The organism is Georgenia halophila, from assembly GCF_039541595.1.
Window position 1 is genome coordinate 54,401 of record NZ_BAABGN010000012.1, and the last position, 24,981, is coordinate 79,381.

Here is a 24,981-nt window from a genome sequence, read left to right on the forward strand (position 1 = left end):
CGAGGACCGACCAACCCGCAGGTCCGTGAGTGTGCTCACTCATCGTCGTCCGGAGCCATCGCCGGGACGTCCGCGAACGAGTAAGGGGGCCAAGGCCCCAGATAGCGGATCCGAGCGGCCGGCTGCTCCTCCTGGATGGCCGCGAGCTCTTGCCCGACCGCTGGGACGTCGTCCCTGGCGACCAGCAGCGAGACGGTGAGGACCGAGACCACACCAGCGTCCGGCCGTGCGCTGCGATTCTCGCTCAGCTCCTCCGACACACGCGCGAGCCGGCGCCGGTAGACCTGGTAGAGCTCGTCCGCGACGGCTTCGGTCGCCTCTCGCTCGCGCTGGTCCACCCGCTTGCGCAGCAGGCGCTGGACGCCGGCCGGTCGGTCTTCCAGCTCGGCCCGCAGCGGGTCCAGGTCCGGGTGCCCCTCCGCGACCTGGCGTTGGTCCAGCCCGATCTCCACCCGCAGCTCGGCGCGGTCCTCCAGCACGCCGAGCCTCGTGCGAAGCTGCTCGGCGTTGGTGCTCAGCCACTTCCCGAGCCGCCGTTCCGGCGGCGCCTCCTCGGCCCCCGCCACGATCACGTTGAAACTTGCCGGTAGCACCGTGGTGCCGCCCTGCCAGACACGGTCAACGACGTCGCTGTGCTCGACGATCCAACGCCGGACGTCATCGTCGGGACCCTGGTACGGGCCTCCGGTGTGGTCGTGGACCATGGCGGTGACGCCGTCGGGAGACGTCACGAGCCGCACCTCGGCCCCATCGATGCCGGTGCCCAGCTCGGACGGTGCGCCGTCCACGATGCCGTAGAGGTAGAGGCTCACACGCGCTCCTCGCGGGATGCCTCGGCCCACCGCGCCGGGTTGATGAGCTTGTCGACCAGCTCGTCGACGACGTCATCGAGGCCTTGTCGCAGATCTGCCACCGACGTCGTCAGGTCGTGGTCCTTCTTGATCTGCTCCAGCGCGTCGTCGAGGTCGAGCAGCGCCTGGCCGAGACGCTCCTGCTCCTCATCCGTGAGCTCGCCGCCCTCGATGCGCCGCACCGCCTGCGTCTCCAGCGACTCCTCGATCACCTCGACGAGCGTGATCACGAGCGTGAGGACGCCGTTCTTGAGGCTCGTCTCGTCGACGTTGAGCGTCATGTCCCTCCTCCTTCCGGCAGCCTGTGCGCACCCGGGAGGTCCCTGAGCTCGCGGACCCAGCGCGCCGTGTCGGTCGTGGCGATGCGCACTTTCGTGGGTCCGGCCACGACGATCACGTGCGTGCCCGCCGGCGACCGCCCGTGCTCGATGTCGATCGAGACCAGCTCCTCGGGTCGGATCCGGACCGCCGCCCGTCGGTCGAGCGCGCCTTTCCAGGTCAGCCCGTCCGAGCGGTCGAGCATGCCGGTCCCACCGCGCCAGACGGCTCCTCCGGACAGCTCCTCCAGGTACCAGACCCGGTCCTCGAGCACGCGGTCAGCCTCGCGCTCGGCCTGGTGGACGGAGCCTCCGATGCCCTGCTCCTGGAGCAGATCGTGCAGGCGCTGCGGGGCTGCGGCGGAGAGCAGGGCCGTTTCTGAGCTCGTCGTCACGGCCAGACGCGTGCGCTCCTCACCACCGATGCTCCGTTCGGTGTGCAGGTCCACGCCGGTGATCTCGTTCAGACGCACCTGCCAGAGGAGCTCCCTGGGGTCGGCTCGCCACGCCATCAGCCGGTGCGAGGTCAGGTACACCGTCCCCGGCCGCCAGGTGCGGTACGGCTCCTCCTGGCGGTACCCGCCGGCCATCCGCGCGACGACCTCCTCGTCGGACGCGAGGGGCACCTGCCGCGAGAGGGATCGCCGGACCCACTCACGGGTCTGTTCGTCCCAGCTGCGCATCATGCCGTGCTCGAGCATCGTCTCGATCCCGGCGATCGTCGCCTTGAGGTTCACACCGATCAGCGGAATGTCGGCGACCGTGATGATGAGGTCCAGGTCGAGGTAGACACCCTTGTTGAGCAGCACCTCAAGCAGGTCGGGCAGCGTCGCGCCGGGGTCCCGGGTGGGTTCCAGCGCGGACGGCCTCGGTCCGGTCCTCGACACCGCGGGGGCGGCGGTCACCGTCTCGCTCATGAGGGTCGGTCACCCGGATGGGAACCGGAGCTCTCGCGGGCTTGGTCGGCCCGGCGCTGGCCGGCCCGGTCTGGCTGGTCGGTCCGGTCGTCCTTGCCCTCGTCGTCATCAGGTCCCTGCTCCCCCGCCGTCACGGCCTGCTGCTCACCGGAGCGCAGCGCCCGCGCGCTCTGCCAGCCGCACCAGGGGCAGTACTCCTCCAGCAGCTGCTGGGTCGGCGCGGTCTTCCCGCAGCTCGGACAGGTGTCCTTCGGCTCGACGGAACGACGCCAGGCACTCGTCTCCGTGTCTGTACCCGCCGGGAACTCCAGGCCGTAGCGGGCCGCCGTGTCGAAGGAGGCGAGCGCGGCTCGGATCCGGATGCCCAGCAGCTCGACGCCGGCTACGGAGACCATGATGTCAGCGTTCAGCACCAACCCCTTGTCCAGGAGTGTCTCGATGACGTGAGCGAGGGTTCCCTCCCGTTCACGCTGTGGCTCGAGCTGGCCGCCCTGTCTGCTGCTGATCGCGCTCATGCCTCCGCCCCCGGTCTCAGGATCCCGGTGTCACGTACTCGTCCGGTGACCACGCCGGGCTACCCCGCCCGTCCACGCACATACCGCTCTCCGCGGCGGTACGCGACGAGCTCGCCGTCGTTGTCGAGCTCCACCTCGTACTCGCCCATGATGTCGGAGGTGCTCGGGATGTGCCGGTCCTCGACCACCTCGATGACGACCTTCCATCTCCCGCGGTCGTGCTCGACGCCCACGACTCCTTCGATGGTTCGGTTGCCGAGCTGGGCGAACTGCTCGAGCGCCTTCCGTCCGGCCTGCCCGGCACTCAGCCGGCGTGGTTCGTCGCGCCGATCCCCGTCGTTGCCGCGTGGGTCCTTCTGCTGAGGACTCTCGTCCGCCTCCGACCGGCCCGGCTTGCCCCCCGGCCTCTGCTCGGACGACGACGTATCTCTCCGTTCCCCCCGTTCCTCCCTCGCGGGCCTGTCCTCCTTCGCGGGCCTGTTCGCCTGCGCGGGCCTGTTCGCCTGCGCGGGCCGCCCCTCGGACGAGGACTCTCTGCCTGCCTTCTGGGTCGGCTGCCGCTCTGGTGAGGACGCGCCCTTCTCCTGCCCGGTCGGCTGCCGCTGGGACGACGGCGCGCTCTTGTCCTGCCGGGCCGGCTGCGAGTCGGACTGCGGCGGGCGTTCACGCTCGCCGCTCTCCCGCGGTCGTCCCTCGTCGTCGCGTCGCGGAGTCGACTCACCCGTCGACCCGCCCTCGGAAGTCCTGTTCTTCGCCTGCTCGTCGGTCTGGCGGTTCGCCTGTCCTTCGTCTGGCCGGCGAGGACGGTCGGACGTGGTGGAGGTCTCGGTGTCGGGCTCACTCATCGTGCATCTCCTTGCCTGCTGCGACGGTTGGCCTCGATAAGTCGGGCCACGAGGGCCTCCTCCATGGCCTCCGCCTCCGCGTCGTCGATCTCTCCGTACTCACGGGCCTCCTCGACGGCCTCGAGCTGACGGCGGATGTTCCCGGCGTCGTAGTACTCACGCTCGGCTTCCTCGAGCACCTGCTCGGCGACCCACACCGTGCCGCGCACCGGCGCCAGGGGCAACGACAGCAGGTTCCACAGGACGCCCATGGGTCAGGCCTCCGCCACGAAGTCGTATGGTGCCTGCGGGCCGACGAGCCGGAAGGTCATGCGGTCCACCGACCGTGCGGCGATGTTCTCGAGCGCGTCCTCGAACCTGCCCAGCTCGGAGCGCCGGACCAGGAGCGCGGCCGCGAGGACGTCGTCGACGTCGGCCTCGTCCCGTCTGCGCAGCTCCACGGTGAACGGCGCGACCTGCTCCTCGAGCGCCGAGGCGTCGGCCGCCCGCTTGCGGTCGAAGCCTGCGACGATGAGCTCGCCGAGTCGGATGCGCTCGTAGTAGCTCGCCTCCTCGGACAGATTGCGGGTCGACTCGCGCAGTTCCCGGATCTCTGGCTCTTCGTCGACGAGCTCAGCGATCACGGTCTCCCGGATGTATCGAACGCGGAGGCTGAGCTGAACGACGTCGGCCAGCCGACGAAGCTCGTCGGCGAAAGCGTCATCACTGTCCGTGGCAACCTGTGCCAGTGAGGCGGTGTCGGGCACGGCGGTGCCAAAACGGACCGGCAACACCGAGCACGTCTGCGCGACCGCGTCGAGGACGGTGCTGTGTGCCCGCACCTCGGCGGGACGACCAACGATCTCCGTGTCCGGCATCTCGGATACGAGCGCGGCCACCTCGCCGACCGCCTCGAGGCGGACCACGCCGTCGTCGACTCCCGTCAGGCCCTCGGGGAGGCGGCTGCCGGGCAGGACGAAGCCGTAGAGGTACAGCGACACCTCAGTCTCCTCGGTAGCGGTTGCCGTCACGACTGGCCCTTCCTGCTGCCGCTACGCTCTGGCTGCTTCGGCTCCTGCTTCTTCCCACCCTCGTCCTCGTCGCCGGTCAAGGCTTCCTTCACGCCGCCGATGACGCCTTGAGTCTTCCCGCTGCTACCGCTCTGCGACACGTCCTCGATCATCTCGGGGAGGTCTCGACTCTGCTGGGTGAGGTCGAGCCGGTTCGTCGCCTCGGCGAAGCGCAGGTAGGTATCGACGCTGGCAATGACGATGCGGGCGTCGATGGTGAGCACCTCGATACCCACGAGCGAGACTCGGACGTAGGCGTCGATGACCAGCCCCTTGTCCAGAATGATCTCGATGACGTCCGCCAGCGACGAGCTCGACGGGCGGTCGACGTAGCTGCCGCGCTGCCGTGTCGTGGTGGCCTGGCTCATGATGACTCCTTCGTGGATTCCTCGTTGTCGCCTACCTCGTACTCTTCGTCGGTGCCCTCGGCGGCCCCTTCTGCCGGGTCCTCGGCCGCTTCCTCACCGTCATCCTGCGGTCCCTCGTCCTGTTCTTGGCCCTGTTCTTGGCCGCCCCGCTCCTCGCCGGAGGGTCGCTCACCGCTGGACTCTCCTCCGGCGTCGCCGGCCTGCTGCTCCTCCTCGACGACTTCGTCGTGGCTGCGCGTGATCTCCTTGTCCTGGATCTCGGCGCGGTAGCCCTCGCTGTCCTCCGGATGCAGGACCACGTCCGTCATCACGTGTCGGACGAAGAACTTCAGCTCGAGCCGGATCCGTCGGTTGGCGGCACGCCAGATGTTTCCGGTCTTTTCCACGAAGCCCTGCGGGTGGTACTCCGCGACCAGGACGATGCGCGTGAGATCCTCACCCAGCGCATGGAACGTCACGACGCCGCTGATGTGGCCCTTGGCGCCCGTCGAGTCCCACACGATCCGTTTGCCGGGAACCTGGTTCTTGATCGTGGTCTCCCACTGACGGTGCGACCAGAACACCTGTCCCTTGAACGTGACCTTTCCGCGGTCCTCGTCGAGCTCGGCATGCTCCAGCTTCTTCATGAAGTCGGGCCAACCGTCATACTCGGTCCAGGCGTTGTAGACCACGTCGACCGGTGCGCCGACGTCGAAGCTCTCGACGATGTTGTTGAACTTGAACTTCTTGCCACCACCGCCAGCGCCGCCGCCTCCGCCGAAGGCGTTCTTGACCGTCTCCTTGACACCGGTCGCGGCTCCGGCAAGTCCTGCCTTGACCGGTGACTCGCCCTGGGCGAGCTTCTCGGCCCCCTCCTGCATGGCGCTCGTCGCACCACTGCCGGCGGTTCCCTCGGCGTAGTTCTGCAGGCGGTCGGACAGGCCGCTGACCTTGTCCGTCAGCTTGTCGACGAACCTGCCGCCGAGCGCAGTCGCGTAGCCGCTCGCCGAGTCCTTCAGCTGGGACAACGGCGCGCTCCCGGCGGTGGCTCTGGTTGACTTCGTGGACGGGCCGTTCATGACGTTGCTCCTTCGCCTCGACCAGATTGGGGCTGGTCGCTCTCTTGCGCCGACGGCGCCTCGCCCTCATCAACCGGCTCGTCCGTGGCACCGCCGTCGGTCGGCTCGCCCTCATCAACCGGCTCGTCCGTGGCACCGCCGTCGGTCGGCTCGCCCTCATCAGCCGGCTTCTCCGACGCCGGCTCCTCACCCTCATCAACCGGCTCCTCCGACGCCGGCTCCTCGCCCTGACCGGACGGCTCCTCCGACGCCGGCTCCTCGCCCTGACCGGACGACTCCTCCGCGGCACCGCCGTCGGTCGGCTCACCCTCTTCGTCGGAACCTTCGGGCTGCCGCCGGCTCGGCGACTCCGCCTGCAACTTCTCGGTCCGCTCCTGGAGGTTCGTACTCAGCGACTCGACGCTCCTGGTCGCGGTGGCGATCGCGGCCGCCTTCCCGGCTTCGGTCAGCCGGCCGGAGACCTCGCCGGTCAGCCGCTTCACCTCCGGCGAGCCGAGCACCGAGTTGCGCAGCTCCGTCAGTTCCCGTGACGGACTGTCCCGCAACTGCTTCGCGCCGACGGTCGCGGCGAGCATCAGCGCCGTCTTCATCTTCCGGGTTCGGCCGAGCAGATACCCACCCGCCAACATCCCGGCAAACTTGAGCTTGTTGTCCACGGCTGCTCCTGGTCTCGGGTCGTCCAGCATGACTGTCACTGCACAGGCCCCCCGTTTCGGCAGAATGGCACAGGCCGATCTACCGCGCCTGCGGAGAGAGAAAGCCGCAGGTCCGGGTCATGAGTCGGACGGCGGGCCCCGAGCTCTCGACGCGTCGACGTATCCACTACACCCAGGACCGAGCCTCACTCCGTTAGGTTTTGACGAGTCCGCTCGTACGAGGGAGAACGCATGCGGTACACCGATCAGGTCGTCTTCGTCACCGGGGCCGCGCACGGCATCGGCGCGGCCACCGCGCGGCGGCTGCATGACGAAGGCGCCACGGTGGTGATCGCCGACCGCGACCTCGACGCCGCAGCACGACTCACCGACGAGCTGGGTGACCGGGCGCTCGCAGTGTCCTGCGACGTGCGCGACACCGGCTCGGTGGACGACGCCGTAGCCACCGTGGGTGAGCGGTACGGCCGGCTCGACCAGCTCGTCACGGTCGCGGGCGGCTCGAGCCCCTTGCCCGACTTCGCCGAGCTGAGCGACCAGCAGTGGCACGACCTGGTCGACCTCAACCTCGGCGGGGTGATGCGCTGCATCCGGGCGGCAGTTCCGCTGCTGCGCCGCAGCGGCCGGCCCGCGGTCGTGATCGTCTCCTCGGTGAACGGGCTGGCCGCCTTCGGTGAGGAGCCGTACGGGGCCGCCAAGGCCGGACTCTCGAACCTCGCCCAGAACCTCGCCGTCCGGTACGGACCCGAGGGCATCCGGTTCAACGTCGTCGCGCCGGGCTCCATCCGCACCCGCGTCTGGAACTCCCAGCCCGGCAGCATGGAGCGGCTCCCGCTGCTCTACCCGCTCGGGCGGATCGGCGAGCCCAACGAGGTCGCCGCCGCTATCGCCTTCCTAGCCTCGGCCGAGGCCGGCTGGATCACCGGCGTCACCCTCCCGATCGACGGCGGGGCCTTGGCCGGGCCGCGGCTCTTCATGCGTCACCTGTCCGAGAACCACCCGGATGGCTGAGCCCGGGCGGCTCTGCCACCGGATCAGGCGGGGCTCTCCAGCCGCTCGGCGAGGAACTCCCGCGCCCCGGCCGCGAGCCCGTGGTTGTCGCTCCACAGGTTCCGCCAGATCGCCAGCGTCCCCGACAGCGCCGGGTTGACCACCTCGGAGGAGAACGACTCGAACGTGACGACGCCGTCGTAGCCGGCTTCGAGGAGCGCCGGCAGGAAGTCGTCCCAGCGGACGTTGCCGGTCCCGAGCGGACCGCGGTGCGACTCCCCCACGTGGACGTATCCGAGCCGGCCGGCCCGTGCGGCGGCCAGCACGGGCTCACGCATGCCCGCCTCCTCGATGTGCATGTGGTAGGTGTCCAGGTGGGCCGTGACGTTGGGCCGGCCGACCTCGTCGATGTACGCCAGGGTCTGCCCGGTCGTGTTGAGGATGTTGGTCTCGTAGCGGTTGCAGAACTCCAGACCGAGCCGGATGCCCGACTGTGCCGCCTCGTCGGCGAGCTCACCGATGACGGCCTGCGAGTTCGCCACTCCGCGCGCCGTGGCCGGCGAGTCGTACTTGCGCAGCGCCGAGTAGATCACGCCGCACAGCATGTCGCCGCCGACGTCCCGGACGAGGTGCAGGGCATCCCTGAGCCGCTGCCGACCGGCCGCGACGATCTCCTCGTCCTCGCTGGAGACGTCCGTCGAGGCATCCAGACCCAACGAGACCGAGGCCCCGAGCCTGTGCTCGGCGAGCAGCTGCGACGTCATCTCGACGTCCACCTGGGACGGGTCCATCGCGGTCAGCTCGATCAGGTCGTACCCGGCCCTCGCCGTCGACTCGATCGCGAAGCGGGCGCTGGGCTCGCTCCACTCGCCGACCCAGACCATGCTGTGAATGCCGAACCTCATGGAATCGCTCCTTCGTGGACGGTCGCTGGTGGTGCACGGACGTGCGCTCAGGCGGTGACCCCGTACTTTCTCGACGTCAGCCCGTTGAGCAGTGCCGCACCGACGAGGATGAGACCCAGCGCCAGCAGCTGGAGCTGCGAGGCGATGTTCCCGGCGAAGAGGAGCAGGATCCCGGCGTCGAGCCAGACGATCAGCAGCGCCGCGAGCACCACGCCTGCCACCCGCCCGATGCCGCCCGTGATGGCCACGCCACCGAGCACGGCGATGGTGATGGCCGGCAGCGCCATGCCGCTGCCCGTGGACCCGGCGTCGGGCCGTGCCGAGGCGAACTGCGAGACGGTGACGACGGCGACCAGGCCAGAGATGGCACCGGAGATGATGAACGCCCAGGCCCGGGTCCAGCGCACGTCGAGACCCGCCCACATGCTCGCGACGTCGTTGGTGCCGATGGCGTAGAGCTTACGGCCGTAGAGGGAACGGGACACGAGCAGCCAGACGACGACGACCGTGGGCAGCAGGAAGAGGAAGACCCCGCCGGGCACGAGCGGCACGTAGGACCCGATGAGGGGCAGCTCGACGGCCCGCGAGAGGGAGTACAGACCCTGAATGGGTTCGGTGTTGATCGGCTGCTGGTCGTTGATGACCAGCGCGATCGACCAGTACGCGTAGTAGGTGGCCAGGGTCGCGATGAGGGCCGGGAAGCCGAACCAGGCGACGAGTAGGCCGTTGAACGCGCCGAGCAGCGCGCCGAAGAGCACCGTCGCGACGACGGCGACCGGCAGGGACCAGCCCCACACGCCGTAGGTGAACCCGAAGGACATCCCGGCGAGGGACACGATGGAGCCGACCGAGAGGTCGATGGAGCCCCGGCCGGTGAGGATCACGACGAGCTCCGCCAGGGCGAGCATCGTCAGCGGCACCGCGTTGATGAGAACGGCCGACATGTAGTCGAAGTTGTACGACGCCGAGAGCTGGCCCGCGGCGTCGAGCGTGAACATCACGGCGACGACGGCGGCTAGCAGGACGACGAGCAGCACCACCCGCTGGGTCGCCAGGGCGCGCAGCACCCGGGACACGAGGGACTCCTGGCGCTCCCCGGGCGCCTCGACCGGCGCGGAGGGTGGTGTGGAGGGTGGGGTGGTCGTGGTCATCGTGCTCGCCTCCGTTGCCGCATCAGGTCCGCGCCGACCGCGATGATGATGAACAGTCCGACGAAGAGGTTCGCCAGCTGTGTCGGCCACCCCATCTGCGTGACGCCGGATCGGACGGTCTGGACGAGGAGGGCGCCCAGCACGCTGCCGAGCACCGAGCCGCGGCCGCCCATGATCGACGTGCCGCCGATGACGACGGCGGCGATGACGGCCAGCTCCTGGCCCGAACCGACGTTCTGGTCGAGGGTCGAGGTGCCACCGGCGAGCGTCATGCAGGCGGCGAGGCCGACGAGCACTCCGGTGATGATGTAGGCGCTCATGATCCGCCGCTCGACGGGGATGCCGGCGAGCCGCGCGGAGTGCTGGTCACCGCCGATGGCGAAGAAGTGCCGTCCGCTGGCGACGTGGCGGACGTACCACCAGGCGACCACGACGATGGCGAACATGAGCAGGAAGCTGTGCGGGACGCCGAGGGTCCGTCCGTCCTCCCCCCGGCTGAGGAAGGAAAAGGTGTTGGGGATGTTGTTCACGGTCTGCGAGTCGAAGATCCGCAGGCCGAGGAACAGGAACAGGTTCGCGGTGCCGAACGTGATGATGATGGCGTGCACGCGCCCGTAGGCGATGAGCACGCCGTTGATGGCGCCGAGCAGGCCGCCGAGCGCGAGGGAGATCGCCAGAGCGGGCAGCATCGGCATGCCGGTGCTCACCAGCAGCTTGGCGGTGACGACCGAGCACACCATGAGCGAGGCCGCCACGGAGATGTCGATCCCGCCGCTGATGATGACGAGGGTCATCCCGACCGCCATCACTCCGATCGGCGCGAGCCTGACCAGCAGCGGCTGGATCGAGTTGTCGGAGAGGAACGCGGGCGTGAAGACCCCGAGCAGCACCCAGATGACCGCGATGACCCCGAGGAGCACGGCCTCCTGGCCGGTCACCGGTGGTGGCAGGACGCGTTCGCGCCTGCGCCCGACGGCGAGACTCGTCATGAGGCCAGCTCCTGACCGTCGGGGTTCTTGGCGTCACCGGGGTCCTCGGCGTGCTCACCGGCGGCCGCGGCGAGCACCTCGGACTGGCGTGCGCTGGGCGGGAACTCGGCGAACACCTCGCCGTCGCGGATGACGACGAGTCGGTCGGCGATGCGGATCGCCTCACCGAGGTCGGAGGTGGTCACCAGCACGGCGGTCCCTGCCTCGGCCAGCTCGCCGATGATCAGGTGGATCTCCTCCTTGGCCCCGATGTCGACGCCCTGGGTGGGTTCGACGAGCACGAGGACGGAGGGACGCTCGACGAGCTGCCTGGCGAGGACCACCTTCTGCGCGTTGCCGCCGGAGAGGCTGGAGACCGGCATGCGCTCGTGCGGTGTCTTGATGTCGAGGCGTTTGACGAGGTCGTGCGCGACGTCCTTCTCCCGGCCACGGTCCATCCAGCCTCCGAATCGCCGGAAGACCTGGAGGTTGCCGACCGAGATGTTGAACGCCACCGACTGGAAGGTGAACATCCCGCCGGCCTTGCGGTTGCCCGGAAGGAGGTGGATGCCCAGCGAACGCGCGTGCCGCGGCGACCGGGGCCGCACCGGGCGTCCCTCGAGCGTCATGGTGCCGTCGGTGATCGGCTGAACGCCGTAAACGGCGGAGGCGATCTCGGCGACGCCGGACCCCACGAGCCCGTAGAGAACGACGACCTCACCGGACGCGACCGTCAGGTCGACGTCCTTGAACCGGTCCTCGGACGCCAGGCCGGAAAGGCCGAGGCGTGGCTCGCCCTCGGCCGGCTTCCGGTCGTGGCTGCCCTCGAGGATCTCCCCACCCACCATGAGCTCGGCGATCCCGCGGACGTCCATGTCCTTGATGTCGTAGGTGCCCAGTGTGTCGCCGTCGCGCATGACCGTGACGACGTCGGCGATCGAGAAGAGCTCGTCGAGGCGGTGCGAGATGTAGATGATCGCCACCCCGTCCTCGGCGAGTCGGCGGATGGCGGCGAAGAGGACGTCGATCTCCGCCTGGGTCAGGATGGCGGAAGGCTCGTCGAGGATGAGCACGCGTACGTCCCGGGACAGCGCCTTGGCGATCGAGACCTGCTGCTGCTCGGCGGCGGAGAGCGTGCCGATCGCCCGGGTGGCCAGGGAGGAGGGCAGGTCGAGCCGTCCGAGGAGCTCGACCACGTGCCGGTTCTGCTCGGCCCAGTCGACCCGTGCGCCCCGGCGGATCTCCCGGCCGACGTAGATGTTCTCCGCGACGGGCAGCTCGGGGAAGAGCTGGGCCTCCTGGTAGACGGTCGCGATGCCCAGCTCGATGGCGTGGGCTGGGCCGCGAATCTGTGTGCGCCTGCCGTCGAAGGTGATCGTCCCGGTGTCGAGCTGCTCGGCGCCGGAGAGGATCTTGATGACCGTGGACTTGCCCGCGCCGTTCTCGCCGACGATGGCGTGCACCTGTCCCGGCATGACCGTCAGGTCGGCGTGCCGGACCGCGCGGACGCCACCGAACCTCTTCGTGACCCCGCGCAACGACAGGAGCGACTCGGTCTCGTCTTTGGATGGCATCGATGTGCTCCTCAGCGGCGCCCCGCCCGGCCGTGGCTGGGCGGGGCAGTAGCCGTCAGTAGTCGAAGTCGTCCACGTTCTCTTCGGTGAGGACCAGCGGCGGCCCGAGCAGCAGCTCCTTCGTCTCCTCGTCGTAGGTGACTCCGGTGATCTCCTCGCTGACGTCGTTCTCCGGCTGGAACTCGTTGCCCCGCGCGAGCTGGACGCCGGCCCACGCGGTGAGGTAGCCGAGGTTCTCCACGTCCCACAGGATCGAGCCCGAGGACGAGCCGTCCTCCAGATAGGGCGCCATCGACTGCGGCGTCCCCACGCCGACGGTGAAGACCTCGCCGATGCGGTCCGCGTCCCGCACGGCCTGCGCGACACCGGGAGCCGAGGTGGTGCACTGCCCGACCAGTCCCGTCAGGTCGGGGTTGGCGTTCATGAGATCTGTGGCCATCTCCGTGGCCCGCGCCTGGTCCTCGCCGGCGTAGACGACGTCGACGATCTCGACGTCCGGATACTCCGAGGCGGTGTACTCGCGCTCGACCTCGATCCAGGTGTTGAGGTTCTCCGCCGTCTCACCGCAGGAGACGATCGCGTACTGACCGGAGCCGCCCATGGCCTCGACGAGGGTGTCGACCACATACTCGCCGATCCCCTGGGCGGACGCCTGGCTGACGAAGACCTCCCGCACCGAGTTCGGCGCGTCGGTGTCGGAGGTGGCCACGTGGATGCCGGCATCCTTGGCCTGCTGCAGCACTGGGGCCATGGAGTCGGGGTCGTTCGGAGCGACGATGATGACGTCGACCTGCTGCTGGATGAGCGAGCGGACGATGTCGGTCTGGGCGGCGGGATCCGCCGTCGTGGGTCCCTGATAGATCCACTCGAGGCCGTCGATCTCCTCGGCGGCCGCCTGACCGCCGGTGTTCATGGCCTCGAAGTAAGGGATGCCCTGGATCTTCGGCACGAAGGCGACGCTGACCTCCTCGTCGCCTCCGCCGCCTTCGGCGCCCCCACCACCGTCGCCTCCTCCACCGTCGTCGGCGGCCCGCTCGGTGCACCCGGCGACCGCGAGTGCGGCGGCCGCTCCGGCGACCATGGCGGCACGAGCTCTGCGAATCCTCATGACGAACCTCCTGTGACGGCCGCGTCGGCGTCTGGGGTGAATCGCACGGCCCGTACGAGCCACGCGGTCCGGGGAACATGTGAACTGCGTTGTCGGTCGGAGAGACGACCAGTTGCGAAGATACTCCCGTACCGACCGTCCTCGTGGACGGATCGCATCACGGAACGACCGTGCGTCGACAGGCAGAGGCCCCTGCCTTTTGACCTGCTCAAGGGTCCGCAGCCGACCGAGGACTCAGGAGCACCGATGCCCAACGGTGACGTCGAGACCTACTGTCAGGACGACCAGTGGCACAGCCGCGTCGAGGGCGAGAACGAGCCGTTCATGGCCGCCCCGACGAAGGCGGGGGCCGTCGAGGCGGGCGGTGACCGGGCCCGCGCGACATCCCCGGCTAGCTCTCGCGCCGCGAGGGCTGGCCGGGGACCGAACGGCGGTCCCGCACGGCGGCGGCCAGCTCGGCCAGCAGCCCCTCCGTGGTGGGCCAGCTCATGCAGGCGTCGGTGACCGACTTGCCGTAGGACAGGTGCGGGAGAGGCCCGGGCTCCTGACGGCCGGCCTCGAGGAAGCTCTCCATCATGATGCCGGTGACACCGCTCTCGCCGGCCGCGAGCCGCGTGGCGATCTCCTCGACGACCTGCGCCTGGCGCACGTGGTCCTTGCCGGAGTTGCCGTGCGAGGCATCGATGACCAGACCGGTTTCGACGGCTCCGTCGAGTGCGGAGCGGCGCGCCACCTCCAGCGCGGCGGCGACCTCGGCCGCACCGTAGTTCGGTCCGCCGCGACCGCCACGCAGGATGACGTGGCAGTCGGGGTTGCCCGTGGTCCGCACGGCGGCGGCGCGGCCCTGCCCGTCGGCGCCGAAGAAGATGTGCTCGCTGGCGGCGGTGATGCACCCGTCGACGGCGGCCTGCACGTCGCCGTCGGTGGCGTTCTTGAACCCGATCGGCATCGACAGGCCCGACGCGAGCTGGCGGTGGACCTGCGACTCCGGGTTGCGCGCGCCGATCGCGCCCCAGGTGACGGCGTCGGCGAGGTACTGCGGAGAGGTGGGCTCCAGGAACTCGCACGCAGCCGGCACCCCGGCGTCGAGCACGCCGAGCAGGACCTCCCGCGCGAGGCGCAGGCCGTGGTGCACGTCGTGCGAGCCGTCCAGGTGCGGGTCGTTGATCAGACCCTTCCAGCCCACGGTGGTGCGCGGCTTCTCGAAGTACACCCGCATCACGACCACGAGGTCGTCCGCGTGCTCACGGGCGACGGCGGCCAGCCGGCGCGCGTACTCCAGCGCCGCAGCCGGGTCATGCACCGAGCAAGGCCCGACGACGACGAGCAGACGGTCGTCCTCGCCGCGCAGCACGTCGCGGACCTCGCGCCTGGTCGTGGCGACGAGGTCGCCGCGGCGGGTGCCGAGCGGCAGGTCCTCACAAAGCTCGCGCGGTGCGGGCAACGGGTCCAGTGCCCGGATGCGCAGGTCGCTGGTGCTGGCCTGCAGCTCGGTGGTTCGATCCGTCGTCGTGCTCATGGGTAGCTCCTGGTCATGGCGTGGGCTGGCGGTCCGGCGACGTCGCCGTCCGTGTCCCGTACCCGACCAGGCCCGTCCGACGACGAAGGGCCCGGACGCCGCGCGTCCCAGGCCCTGTGCTGGCTCCGGTGGGGGTGTCGGTCAGGCGCGAGCCCGCCGAGCTCCTACCGGAGCCGGCGAAAAGCGCCAATACCAACGGGTGTTCACGGCGGGAACCGTACGCCGTCGGGCGGTGGCTCGTCCACCCGCATGACCATCAGTAGCCCGCCGAGCGAAGAAGCTCCCGGACCGCGGTGCGATCCGGGAGCTTCGAAGAGCGGAGACGGTGGGATTCGAACCCACGGACGGGTTGCCCCGTCACGGCCTTAGCAGGGCCGCGCACTAGACCAGACTATGCGACGTCTCCAAGTCCGTAGGACAGGCTACCTGCCGCGAAGGGCCCGGCAAAAAGCCACGAGCAGTGGGATCTGACACCAGGGTGATGCCTCGCGTTCCGGCGGCCCGTCTCGCGTACACCGCGATGCCGCAGCATCATGGTGCGCGGCGTCGCGGGAAAGGAATCGGTACATCACATGAGGATCGGTCTGCTCGCGGAGTCCGAACTACCGCTGAAGGTCTTGGACGACCTGGCCCCGGCTCTCGAGCAGAAACTTACCTCCGAAGCCGACGACGGAATCGAATGGACGACCGTCGTGGCGCGCGAGTCGGTCCCGCTCGACGACGATGGGCGCATACCCCTCGATGCCTACGCCGCAGAGCTGCGCGGTCGGCTGGGCTGCGACATGCTGGTCTACCTGAGCGACCTGCCACGGCTGGTCGACCACGCAGCGTTCGTCGCCGACCTCATGCCCGAGCACAGGGCAGTTCTGATCTCTGGACCCTCGCTGGGTCTGGCGCTCCGTCAGCGGACGCGCAAGACGGTGCTGGCAGCGGTCAAGGCCCTGGTAGAGGGCGACGACGACGCGTTGAGCGATCGCCCCGGCGCGACGGACCGCGCCCTTGGCCCGGTCCGTCGCACGATACGTGTCGACGACGGCAACGTGATGCTCCAGGTCACGGGACTTCGTGGCTACACACGCCTCCTCCTCGGCATGGTGCGCACAAATCGACCGTGGCGGCTTGCGCCCGCGCTGTCGAGCGCGACCGCCGCGGCCGCTGGAACGGGAGCCTTCGGCATCTTCTACTCCAGCATCTGGAGCATGGCTCATGCGTCGAGCCCGCTACGCCTGGCGCTCGTCGGCCTCCTGGCGATCGCTGTCATGTCCACGTGGCTCATCGCGTACAACGGCCTCTGGGAACGGGACGGGCTCGCACCTGGAACCGTGATCCACAACGCGAGCATGCTCGCCACCGTGACCGCCGCCGTCGCAATGATGTACGTGCTGCTGTACCTGTTGATTCTCGTCGGCGCACTCGCCGTGATCGACGGCGAGTACATGTCGCAGCAGCTCGGCGAGCCCGCGAGTCTTGTCGACTACCTGGCGCTGGCATGGCTGTCCGCATCCATGGGCATGGTTGCCGGCGCTCTCGGCTCCACCTGGGACGGGGACCAGGACGTGCGCGAGGCAGTCTTCTCACGCCGCACGTACCAGCGGCGCGCCCAGACCTCGGGATGGGAGAAGTCCGGCTGACCGAGACAGGGCGGGAACGTTCGGCGATCCGGCGAGCCTAAGACCGGTCAGCCATGGCGTTCTGCGGAGGGCAAGGGATTCGAACCCTTGGTGGGTTGCCCCACAACGGTTTTCAAGACCGTCACATTCGGCCGCTCTGTCAGCCCTCCCCCGCCGCGCGGTGACCGCGCGGCAGCGCCGACCAGTGTACGGTCGCCCCGGCCTTGCCACACCGAGGCGGGTGGACAGCGGACCCACGGCACGACCCGCACCATGGAAGCCGCGCACGGGCCACGAGCCGCCCCAGGTAGCCTCCGCCCAGGGCCAGAGCCACTTGGAGGATGCATGCCTGCTCGACCTCGGGCACTTCGCCCGAGCGACATACTGCTCGCGGCGTTGGCCTACGCGCTCGTATGGGCGGTGGCCATCGTCATCATGTCGATCGTCGAGGACGCGCTCCGGGACCCCGCGCAGGGGTGGACGGGCGACGCCCTGCCGACGTGGATCTTCGCGATCGTCGGCTTCGTCCCCTTCCTCGTCTCGGCCGCGCTGGCGTTCATCGTGCCCGCCGTGCTGCTTCCCGAGGGGGCGAGGTTCCGCTGGTTCGTCCTGGGCTTCGCGCTCGCCGGCCCGGTCGCATTCCTCCTGCTTGGCCTGGTGCTCATGGGATTCAGCAGCGAGCTGTTCACCGTGCCCTTGGGCCTCCGCCAGCTGTTGGCCTTCATCGTTCTCCCGCTGGTGGGCGGCGCGCTCGCCGGCCTGGTGGCGTGGCAGCGCTCGCGCTCGCGTCAGCGCCTGCCCAGGCCGGTGGCCCGCCAGAGCTGGGGCGGTCAGCCGGTCCGCTGAGCGCGCTGGTCGCGGGGGAGCGCGCCGCAGCGGTGGCGGCGTTCCCGCAGGCGCCGCTGACCAACGGCGGCGATCCGGCAGGAGATTCCTTCGCTTCTCCCGCCGTTGCCCCTGGGCGACGGTGCCGGCTGGCCTCGGGGCTCTGGCGGGAGGTTCGGGGAGCGCGCCGCAGCGGTGGCGGCGTTCCCGCAGGCGCCGCTGACCAACGGCGGCGATCCGGCAGGAGATTCCTTCGCTTCTCCCGCCGTTGCCCCTGGGCGACGGTGCCGGCTGGCATCGGGGCTCTGGCGGGAGGTTCGGGGAGCGCGCCGCAGCGGTGGCGGCATTCTCGCAGGCGCCGCTGACCAACGGCGGTGATCCGGCAGGAGAGTCCTTCGCTTCTCCCGCCGTTGCGTCGGATGACCGCGCCACTGCGCTGGGCGACCGTGGTCGCGCGGCTCAACGAGTCGCGGCTAGCGGGTCGAGAAGGCGGAGTCGAACGCCCCGGAGGGCGCGTCGAAGGCGTTCGCCCGCACGAACTGCAGCGCGTCAGGCGCCCCGACGAGGCGGTCCATGCCGGCGTCCTCCCACTCCACGGAGATCGGCCCCTCGTACCCGATGGTGTTGAGCATCCGGAACGCGGCCTCCCACGGCACGTCGCCGTGGCCGGTGGAGACGAAGTCCCACCCGCGCCGCGGGTCCGCCCACGGAAGGTGCGAGCCCAGCCGGCCGTTGCGGCCGTTACCGACCTGGCGCTTCGCGTCCTTGCAGTCGACGTGGTAGATCCGGTCACGGAAGTCCCAGATGAAGCCCACGGGGTCGAGGTCCTGCCAGACGAAGTGGCTCGGGTCCCAGTTCAGGCCGAACGCCTCCCGGTGGCCGATGACCTCCAGGGTCTTCACCGTCGTCCAGTAGTCGTAGGCGATCTCGGAGGGGTGCACCTCGTGGGCGAACCGCACGCCCACCTCGTCGAAGACGTCGAGGATCGGGTTCCACCGGTCGGCGAAGTCGCGGTAGCCCGCCTCGACCAGCTCCTCCGACACGGGCGGGAACATCGCCACGTACTTCCAGATCGCCGAGCCGGTGAAGCCCACGACCGTCTCCACACCCAGCCGTGCGGCCGTGCGGGCGGTCATTTTCATCTCCTCGGCCGCACGCTGACGGACGCCCTCGGGCTCGCCGTCGCCCCAGATCCGGTGCGGGAGGATGTCGCGATGGCGCTGGTCGATGGGGTCGTCGCAGACCGCCTGGCCCTTGAGATGGTTGGAGATCGCCCAGACCTTGAGGCCGTAGCGGTCGAGGATGTCCCGGCGCTCCTGGATGTAGTCGTCGTCCTCCGCGCCGCGCCACGGGTCGAGGTGGTCGCCCCAGCAGGCGATCTCCAGGCCGTCGTATCCCCAGCCGGAGGCGAGCCGCGCCACCTCTTCGAAGGGCAGGTCGGCCCACTGGCCGGTGAACAGGGTGACAGGTCTTGCCATGGTGCTGTGCCTCCTTCAGTGGGCGGCCGGTCCGCCGCCGGCCGGGGCCGGAACCTCGGTGTACACACTCTGCTCGGCGCTGGACTTCTCGACGGCGTCCAGCACCCGTTGGACGTGCAGACCGTCCTCGAACGACGGCGCAGGATCCTCCCCGGCGGCCAGGGCGCCGACGAGGTCGACGACCTGGTGCACGAAGCCGTGCTCGTACCCGAGGCCGTGGCCGGGCGGCCACCAGCCCTCGATGTACGGGTGGTCCGGCTCGGTGACGAGGATCCGCCGAAAGCCTGCGGTGCGGGGCTCGTCGGCGGCGTCGTAGAGGTGCAGCTGGTTCATGTCCTCGAAGTCGAACGCCAGCGAGCCGGTGGTCCCGCTGATCTCGATGCGCATGGCATTCTTCCGCCCCCACGCGTAGCGGGTGGCCTCGAGGATGGCCGGGGCGCCGGAGGACAGCCGCGCGGTGATCAGCGCCGCGTCGTCGACCGTCACCGGACCACGCTCCGTCCCGGCGGTGCCGTGCAGACCGCTGAAGCTCTCCGCCACCGGCCGTTCCTTCACGAACGTCTCGAGCATGCCCGAGACGCCGGCGAAGGTCTGCCCGGTGATGAACTGGGTGAGGTCGACGATGTGCGCACCGATGTCCCCCAGGGCCCCGGAACCGGCCTTATCCTTGTCGAGGCGCCAGGACAGCGGGGCCTCGGCGTCGGCGAGCCAGTCCTGCAGGTACTGGGCGCGGACCTGGCGGACCTCGCCGATGCGACCCTCCTCGACGAGCTGCCTCGCGAGCTGGATCGCGGGCACCCGGCGGTAGGTGAAGCCCACCATCGACCGGACGCCGCCGGCACGGGCCTGGCGTGCTGCCTGGACCATGGCCTCCGCCTCGGCCACGGAGTTCGCCATCGGCTTCTCCACGAGCACGTGCTTGCCGGCAGCGAGCGCCGCCTGAGCGATCTCGGCATGGGTGTCCCCCGGCGTGCAGATGTCGACGAGGTCGACGTCGTCGCGCTCGATGGCCCGGCGCCAGTCGGTCTCGACGCCGCCCCAGCCGAGCTGCTCGGCGGCGGCGTTCGCCGCGTCGGCGCTGCGCCCGACGAGCACCGCCATGTCGGGCGCCATCGGTAGGTCGAAGAAGCGCGGCGCCACGCGCCAGGCCTGGGAGTGGGCCCGTCCCATGAACGAGTACCCGACCATCGCCACGCCGAGGCGCGGCCTCGCAGTCTCAGACATGCAGCCTCCCTCAGGACTCGAATGCGTGCGGCAGGTACTGTTCCACGTTCTCCTCGGTCACGACGGGTGCGTGGAGCTGGATCATCCGCGGCACCTCGACCTCGACGAGGTCGCTCATCGCCTTGCCCTGAGCGAGCAGCCGGGCCAGGCGCACGCCGTCCGCGGCCTGCGTCGACGGGTAGATGACCGTCGCCTCGACGACGGAGTCGCCGGACTGGATCTCCTCCATCATGTTGGCCGATCCCGCGCCACCGACCATGAAGAACTCGTCGCGGCCGGCGTTCTGGATGGCGCTCAGGACGCCGACACCCTGGTCGTCGTCGTGGTTCCAGATGGCGTCGATCTCCGGCGCGGCCTGGAGCAGGCTCGACGTGGCGGACTCCCCGCCCTGGACGGTGAAGTCGGCGGCGACGCGGTTGTCGACGTCGAGCCCGCAATCCTCGAGCGCGTCGGCGAAGCCCTGGCTGCGGTCCTGCGTCAGCGGCAGGCTGTCGATACCGGCGATCTCGGCGACCACGGCGTCCGGCTGGTCACCCAGGCGTTCGCAGATGTAGGTGCCTGCTGAGACGCCCATGCCGTAGTTGTCGCCGAGGATCGTGGTGCGCGCCGCGAACGGGCTGGTGAACTCGCGGTCGACGTTGATGACGGGGATACCGGCCTCCATGGCCTGGGTGGCGACGTTGGTCAGCGCCGCGCCGTCGAACGGCAGGATGACGATGGCGTCGACGCCGCGGTTGATGAACTGCTCGACCTGGCTGATCTGGAGGTTGACGTCGTTGGTGCCCTCCGCGACCTGGAGCTCGACGTCCTCGAACTTCTCGGCCTCGGCGATCGCCTGGCTGGTGATGGCGCCCATCCATCCGTGGTCGGCGGCGGGGGCGGAGAAGCCGATGGTGACGGTCTCGCCGGTCTCATCGTTGGAGCCGGCGGGCGCCTCCTGGGTGTTGCCACCCTCCTGACCGCCGTCGGTGGGCTCGGCCTGCGGCTCGTTCGACGTGCAACCGACCAGCAGTGCTGCCGAGGCGAGGGTGGTGACGGCGAGCAGCCGTCGGCGTGGGTTCCGGGACATGACATTCCTCCTTGAACGGGCGAGCTGGGGACGAGTTCGGCGGTGGCGGCTAGGTGGCGCGGGACCGGTTCGCGAAGCGCTGCTGGAGCAGCACGGCAACGACGATGATCGCGCCCTTGACCACGCTCTGGACCGAGGGCGAGATGTTGTTCTGGACGAAGACATTGGTGAGCGTCTGGAAGAGGAGGACGCCGAGCACGGTGCCCATGATGGTGCCGCGGCCGCCCGCGAGCAGCGTGCCGCCGACCACGACGGCGGCGATCGCGTCGAGTTCCATCAGAAAGCCGTTGGTGGACGATCCGGCACCGGTGCGGGCGAGCATCATGACCGCGCCGATGCCGGCGGCGAGGCCGGCGATCGCGAAGAGGTAGACGGTGTGGCGCCGGACGTTGATGCCGGCCAGGCGCGCGGCCTCCGGGTTGCCTCCGACGGCGATGGTCCGCCGCCCGAAGGTGGTTCGGTTGAGCAGCACCCATCCGGCGACCGCCACGGCGGCGAAGATCCACACGATCAGCGTCACGCCGAGGAAGTCAGCGCGGAAGAAGTCCAGGAACGGGTCGACCTCCACCACCCACGTGCGCCGGTTGGCGATCTCCTCGGCCAGGCCGCGGGCGCCCACCATCATGGCCAGCGTCGCGATGAAGGCAACGACGCGGCCGTAGGCGACCAGCACGCCGTTGATGACGCCGGCGCCGGCGCCGACCGCGAGTGCGCAGCCGACCATGACGATCCAGTGGGTCTGCTCGGCCATCGTCTGGGTCGCCACGGTCGTGGCCCAGATGGTGGCCAGGCCGAGCACTGACCCGACGGACAGGTCGATGCCGCCGCCGGTGATCACGAAGGTCATGCCGATGCTGACGACGCCGAGCACGGCGGCGGCGCGCAGGATCGTCATGATGTTGTCGATGCTGACGAACCGCTCGCCGGCGGTCAGGACCCCGACGACGACGAGGAGTGCGAGGGCGACCACGAGCCCGAGGCTGCGGCCGAGCCCCAGGCCTCCTCCCCTGGTCCGGGTCGGGCTCTCGAGGTCGGCGCCGGACGCGTCGGCGGCGGGGGGTTCGGGCTTCCTGGTGGCCTGGTCGTGCTCGCTCACGCGGGCGCTCCTTCCATGACGAGGTCGAGCACGCCGTGCTCGTCGATCTCTCCGGCGGGGCCGCGGTGCACGGCGCGGCCGTCGGCGATGACGAGCACCTCGTCCGCCAGCGCGAGCACCTCCTCGATCTCGCTGGAGACCAGGAGGACGGCCGTGCCCTGGCGGGTCAGCTCGTTGATCAGGGTGTAGATCTCGGCGCGGGCGCCGACGTCGACGCCGCGTGTGGGTTCGTCGAGCAGCAGGACGTCGCAGCCGTGGACCAGCCACCGGGCGAGCATGGCCTTCTGCTGGTTGCCGCCGGAGAGGGTCCGCATGGAGCGGTCGACGTCGGGCGGTGACAGATGCAGGGCCTCGGCCTGCTCCCCCGCCGCCGCGCGTTCGGCCGGCTCGTCGAGGAACCCGCTCCGCGCGAAGCGCGTGAAGGTCGAGAGCGTGATGTTCCGGTACACGGGCTGGTCGAGCAGCAGCCCCTGGCTCTTCCGCTCCTCCGGCGCCAGGCCGATCCCTCGGCCGACGGCGGAGGGCACCGAGCCGGCCCGCAACGCCTCGCCGCGCACCCGCACCGTTCCGGACGTCGCCTTCCGGGCGCCGTAGATCGTCTCGAGGATCTCCGAGCGCCCCGACCCGACGAGCCCGGCGAGGCCGACGATCTGGCCGGCCCGGACGGCGAGGTTGATGTCCTCGAACGCGCCGGGCAGGGTCAGGTGGTCCACCTCGAGCACGGGCGGCTCGGCTGTCTCCGCGGCCTGCGCCGCGCCGTCGGCGTTCCCCTTGTCGCGTAGCACGGCCTCGACCTTCCGGCCGGTCATCAGCTGGATCAGCTGTGACGTGGGTGTCTCGCCGACCGGCAGCCCGCGCGCGACGGTGCGTCCGTCCTTGAGCACGGTGATGCGATCCCCGATCTGGCGGATCTCCTCGAGCCGGTGCGAGATGTAGACGACGGCGACGCCTCGTGCGGTGATCGCCCGGACGACAGCGAAGAGGTTCTGGACCTCTTCGGGGTCGAGGACGGCGGACGGCTCGTCCATGACGATCACCTTCGCGTCCCGGGAGAGCGCGCGCGCCATCGACACGATCTGCATGCCCGCCGCGGAGAGCCGCCCGACCTCACGCCCGGGCGGGATCTCCGGGTGCCCCAGCTGCCGGAGCAGCTCACGGGTGTGGGCCTGAGCCCTCCGGCGGCGGAGGAACCCGCCGGAGGACAGCTCGTGACCGAGGTAGACGTTCTCCGTGACGGTCAGGCCGTCGACGACGTCCAGCTCCTGGTACATCGTCGCCACGCCGAGCTCCAGCGCCGCGGTGGGCGAGGCGATGGTGACCTCGTCGCCCTCCCAGCGGATGCGGCCGGCGTCCGGCTGGTAGGCCCCGGCGAGCACCTTGATCAGCGTCGACTTGCCGGCACCGTTCTGGCCGAGGAGGCAGTGCACCTCGCCCGCGGCGATCTCCAGGTCGACGCCGTCGAGCGCACGCACGCCCGGGAACGTCTTCACGATGTCCTCCATGTGGAGGAGCGGTGGCGGCTTCGCCACGCCTTCGTCGGTCATGGTGGCGAACCTAACAGACTTCGGAGTACCGTCAAGCAAAAGTTGCGCTGTTATCGACATGTTATGTGGCGTGCCGAGCCAGAATGGAGTGCTTGACTGTGGCCATGACCGAGACAGCCACGACCCTTCCCCGTCCGAACGGCGCCGGCGAGCTGCTCCAGCTGCTGCTCGACGGGCAGCCGCGGACGCGGGCCGAGATCGCGGCTCGGACCGGTCAGTCGCGCTCGACGATCGCCTCCCGTCTGGAGTCGCTGCTGGCCGCCGGCCTCGTGGCGCCGACGGGCGAGGCGTCCTCCACCGGTGGCCGCCCTCCCGCCACCTTCGCGTTCAACCCCGCCGCCTGGCTCGTGCTCGCCGTCGACCTGGGGGCGGTGCACGCGCGGCTCGCGCTCACCGACCTCGCCGGATCCGTCCTCGCCGAGGCCGAGGAGCCGATGGTCATCGCGGACGGTCCGGAACCGGTGCTCGAGCGGGTCGTCGCCCTGGGCCGTGGACTGCTGACGGACAGCGGCCGCGGCGAGGACCTCGTGGCGGTGGGGGTCGGCCTGCCCGGACCGGTCGAGCACTCGACCGGCCGGCCGGTGAGTCCGCCGATCATGCCCGGGTGGGACGGTTACGACGTACCGGCGCACCTCGGGGAGTCGTTCGCGGTGCCGGTCCTCGTCGACAACGACGTCAACCTGATGGCGCTGGGTGAGCACGACGCGGTCTGGCCCGGCGTCCAGGACCTCCTCTTCGTCAAGGTGGCCACCGGCATCGGGGCGGGGGTCATCAGCGACGGCAAGTTGCGCCGCGGCGCGCAGGGCGGTGCCGGGGACCTCGGCCACATCGCCGTCCCGCACGTGAGCGACGCCGCGTGCCGGTGCGGCAACGTCGGCTGCCTCGAGGCGGTGGCCAGTGGGCGCGCCGTCGCCGATCGCCTGCGGGCGACCGGGCTCGACGTGCACGACGGCCGCGAGCTGGTCACCCTCGTGCGCGCGGGAAACCTCGAGGCCACCAAGGCGGTGCGCGAGGCGGGCCGCGAGATCGGCGCCGTACTCGCCGCCTGCGTGAACCTCCTCAACCCGTCGGTCATCGTCATCGGTGGCCTGGTCGCGGAGGCCGGGGAGCACCTGCTCGCGGGGATCCGCGAGGTCGTCTACCGCCGCTCGCTGCCGCTGGCCACCCAGCACCTGCGGCTGGTGCCCTCCCGGACCGGCGGCCGGTCCGGCGTGCTCGGCGCGGCCGCCATGGCCTCCCAGCACGTTCTCTCCCCCGCCGCCATCGACGCGGGGATCGCCCGGGAGCTGGCGCGGTAGCCGCTTCCGGGAGCGATCCGAGGATCGAGGGCCCGAGGATCGCCGTGGG

General features: G+C 70.1%; 25 protein-coding genes and 2 tRNA genes. 4 read left to right on the forward strand and 23 right to left on the reverse strand.

The window, feature by feature from the left end; translation table 11 throughout:
* Positions 1-35: 35 nt before the first annotated feature.
* From ABD907_RS14180 to ABD907_RS14225, 10 genes are read right to left on the reverse strand one after another with little or no spacing between them, the layout of a single operon-like run.
* A complete protein-coding gene (locus tag ABD907_RS14180; protein WP_345216924.1) occupies positions 36-812 on the reverse strand; it encodes a GvpL/GvpF family gas vesicle protein in 777 nt (258 codons plus the stop codon).
* On the reverse strand, positions 809-1,132 hold the full coding sequence (locus tag ABD907_RS14185; RefSeq protein ID WP_345216925.1) for a gas vesicle protein K: 324 nt from the start codon (positions 1,130-1,132) through the stop codon (positions 809-811). Before ABD907_RS14185 ends, ABD907_RS14180 begins: the two co-directional genes overlap by 4 nt.
* Positions 1,129-2,085 carry a gas vesicle protein gene (locus ABD907_RS14190; protein WP_345216926.1) on the reverse strand — a complete coding sequence of 319 codons (957 nt, stop codon included), beginning with the start codon at positions 2,083-2,085 and terminating at the stop codon, positions 1,129-1,131. The genes ABD907_RS14185 and ABD907_RS14190 overlap by 4 nt, the downstream gene beginning before the upstream one ends.
* Positions 2,082-2,600, reverse strand: a complete 519-nt coding sequence (locus tag ABD907_RS14195; protein WP_345216927.1) for a gas vesicle protein — start codon at positions 2,598-2,600, stop codon at positions 2,082-2,084. Before ABD907_RS14195 ends, ABD907_RS14190 begins: the two co-directional genes overlap by 4 nt.
* Before the next feature lie 59 nt (positions 2,601-2,659).
* Positions 2,660-3,445, reverse strand: a complete 786-nt coding sequence (locus tag ABD907_RS14200; protein WP_345216928.1) for a gas vesicle protein GvpO — start codon at positions 3,443-3,445, stop codon at positions 2,660-2,662.
* Positions 3,442-3,696: a gas vesicle protein GvpG gene (locus tag ABD907_RS14205; RefSeq protein ID WP_345216929.1), complete on the reverse strand. Its 255-nt coding sequence runs from the start codon at positions 3,694-3,696 to the stop codon at positions 3,442-3,444. The genes ABD907_RS14200 and ABD907_RS14205 overlap by 4 nt, the downstream gene beginning before the upstream one ends.
* A 3-nt stretch (positions 3,697-3,699) precedes the next feature.
* Positions 3,700-4,455 carry a GvpL/GvpF family gas vesicle protein gene (locus ABD907_RS14210; protein WP_345216930.1) on the reverse strand — a complete coding sequence of 252 codons (756 nt, stop codon included), beginning with the start codon at positions 4,453-4,455 and terminating at the stop codon, positions 3,700-3,702.
* Positions 4,452-4,862, reverse strand: a complete 411-nt coding sequence (gene gvpJ / locus ABD907_RS14215; protein ID WP_345216931.1) for a gas vesicle protein GvpJ — start codon at positions 4,860-4,862, stop codon at positions 4,452-4,454. The genes ABD907_RS14210 and gvpJ overlap by 4 nt, the downstream gene beginning before the upstream one ends.
* Entirely contained in the window at positions 4,859-5,920 is a 1,062-nt protein-coding gene (locus ABD907_RS14220; protein ID WP_345216932.1) for an SRPBCC family protein, read from the reverse strand. The genes gvpJ and ABD907_RS14220 overlap by 4 nt, the downstream gene beginning before the upstream one ends.
* On the reverse strand, positions 5,917-6,576 hold the full coding sequence (locus ABD907_RS14225; protein ID WP_345216933.1) for a hypothetical protein: 660 nt from the start codon (positions 6,574-6,576) through the stop codon (positions 5,917-5,919). The genes ABD907_RS14220 and ABD907_RS14225 overlap by 4 nt, the downstream gene beginning before the upstream one ends.
* Before the next feature lie 231 nt (positions 6,577-6,807).
* Here ABD907_RS14225 and ABD907_RS14230 point away from each other — a divergent pair, with 231 nt between their 5' ends.
* On the forward strand, positions 6,808-7,584 hold the full coding sequence (locus ABD907_RS14230; RefSeq protein ID WP_345216934.1) for an SDR family NAD(P)-dependent oxidoreductase: 777 nt from the start codon (positions 6,808-6,810) through the stop codon (positions 7,582-7,584).
* Positions 7,585-7,607: 23 nt separating this feature from the next.
* Here ABD907_RS14230 and ABD907_RS14235 read toward each other — a convergent pair whose 3' ends face one another.
* The 7 genes from ABD907_RS14235 to ABD907_RS14265 all read right to left on the reverse strand — a co-directional run bounded on the left by ABD907_RS14235 (position 7,608) and on the right by ABD907_RS14265 (position 15,194).
* Entirely contained in the window at positions 7,608-8,468 is an 861-nt protein-coding gene (locus ABD907_RS14235) for a sugar phosphate isomerase/epimerase family protein (protein WP_345216935.1), read from the reverse strand.
* 47 nt (positions 8,469-8,515) lie between these two features.
* Positions 8,516-9,619: an ABC transporter permease gene (locus ABD907_RS14240; protein WP_345216936.1), complete on the reverse strand. Its 1,104-nt coding sequence runs from the start codon at positions 9,617-9,619 to the stop codon at positions 8,516-8,518.
* Positions 9,616-10,608 (reverse strand): ABC transporter permease, encoded by a 993-nt coding sequence (locus ABD907_RS14245; RefSeq protein ID WP_345216937.1) that lies wholly within the window; start codon positions 10,606-10,608, stop codon positions 9,616-9,618. The genes ABD907_RS14240 and ABD907_RS14245 overlap by 4 nt, the downstream gene beginning before the upstream one ends.
* Positions 10,605-12,161 carry a sugar ABC transporter ATP-binding protein gene (locus ABD907_RS14250; protein WP_345216938.1) on the reverse strand — a complete coding sequence of 519 codons (1,557 nt, stop codon included), beginning with the start codon at positions 12,159-12,161 and terminating at the stop codon, positions 10,605-10,607. The genes ABD907_RS14245 and ABD907_RS14250 overlap by 4 nt, the downstream gene beginning before the upstream one ends.
* A 55-nt stretch (positions 12,162-12,216) precedes the next feature.
* Positions 12,217-13,269 carry an autoinducer 2 ABC transporter substrate-binding protein gene (locus tag ABD907_RS14255; RefSeq protein ID WP_345216939.1) on the reverse strand — a complete coding sequence of 351 codons (1,053 nt, stop codon included), beginning with the start codon at positions 13,267-13,269 and terminating at the stop codon, positions 12,217-12,219.
* A gap of 391 nt (positions 13,270-13,660) precedes the next feature.
* On the reverse strand, positions 13,661-14,788 hold the full coding sequence (locus ABD907_RS14260; RefSeq protein WP_345216940.1) for a 3-deoxy-7-phosphoheptulonate synthase: 1,128 nt from the start codon (positions 14,786-14,788) through the stop codon (positions 13,661-13,663).
* Between the two features lie 317 nt (positions 14,789-15,105).
* A tRNA-Ser gene (locus tag ABD907_RS14265) sits at positions 15,106-15,194 on the reverse strand.
* A 166-nt stretch (positions 15,195-15,360) separates the two neighbouring features.
* Between ABD907_RS14265 and ABD907_RS14270 the strand changes: the two genes are divergently transcribed.
* A complete protein-coding gene (locus ABD907_RS14270) occupies positions 15,361-16,419 on the forward strand; it encodes a hypothetical protein (RefSeq protein ID WP_345216941.1) in 1,059 nt (352 codons plus the stop codon).
* Positions 16,420-16,483: 64 nt separating this feature from the next.
* Here the strand turns inward: ABD907_RS14270 and ABD907_RS14275 are convergent.
* A tRNA-Ser gene (locus ABD907_RS14275) sits at positions 16,484-16,568 on the reverse strand.
* A 175-nt stretch (positions 16,569-16,743) separates the two neighbouring features.
* Between ABD907_RS14275 and ABD907_RS14280 the strand changes: the two genes are divergently transcribed.
* Entirely contained in the window at positions 16,744-17,244 is a 501-nt protein-coding gene (locus ABD907_RS14280; RefSeq protein ID WP_345216942.1) for a hypothetical protein, read from the forward strand.
* A gap of 452 nt (positions 17,245-17,696) precedes the next feature.
* Here ABD907_RS14280 and ABD907_RS14285 read toward each other — a convergent pair whose 3' ends face one another.
* From ABD907_RS14285 to ABD907_RS14305, 5 genes are read right to left on the reverse strand one after another with little or no spacing between them, the layout of a single operon-like run.
* A complete protein-coding gene (locus tag ABD907_RS14285) occupies positions 17,697-18,701 on the reverse strand; it encodes a sugar phosphate isomerase/epimerase family protein (RefSeq protein WP_345216943.1) in 1,005 nt (334 codons plus the stop codon).
* A 15-nt stretch (positions 18,702-18,716) separates the two neighbouring features.
* Complete coding sequence (locus ABD907_RS14290; protein ID WP_345216944.1) at positions 18,717-19,925, reverse strand: Gfo/Idh/MocA family protein; 1,209 nt, start codon at positions 19,923-19,925, stop codon at positions 18,717-18,719.
* Positions 19,926-19,935: 10 nt separating this feature from the next.
* Positions 19,936-20,994 (reverse strand): substrate-binding domain-containing protein, encoded by a 1,059-nt coding sequence (locus ABD907_RS14295; protein ID WP_345216945.1) that lies wholly within the window; start codon positions 20,992-20,994, stop codon positions 19,936-19,938.
* Positions 20,995-21,043: 49 nt separating this feature from the next.
* Positions 21,044-22,090 carry an ABC transporter permease gene (locus tag ABD907_RS14300; RefSeq protein ID WP_425555772.1) on the reverse strand — a complete coding sequence of 349 codons (1,047 nt, stop codon included), beginning with the start codon at positions 22,088-22,090 and terminating at the stop codon, positions 21,044-21,046.
* The gene (locus tag ABD907_RS14305) at positions 22,087-23,634 is read right to left on the reverse strand and encodes a sugar ABC transporter ATP-binding protein (protein WP_345216946.1); all 1,548 of its coding nucleotides are present in this window, start codon (positions 23,632-23,634) and stop codon (positions 22,087-22,089) included. Before ABD907_RS14305 ends, ABD907_RS14300 begins: the two co-directional genes overlap by 4 nt.
* A 104-nt stretch (positions 23,635-23,738) precedes the next feature.
* Here ABD907_RS14305 and ABD907_RS14310 point away from each other — a divergent pair, with 104 nt between their 5' ends.
* On the forward strand, positions 23,739-24,932 hold the full coding sequence (locus ABD907_RS14310; RefSeq protein ID WP_345216947.1) for an ROK family protein: 1,194 nt from the start codon (positions 23,739-23,741) through the stop codon (positions 24,930-24,932).
* Positions 24,933-24,981: the final 49 nt, after the last annotated feature.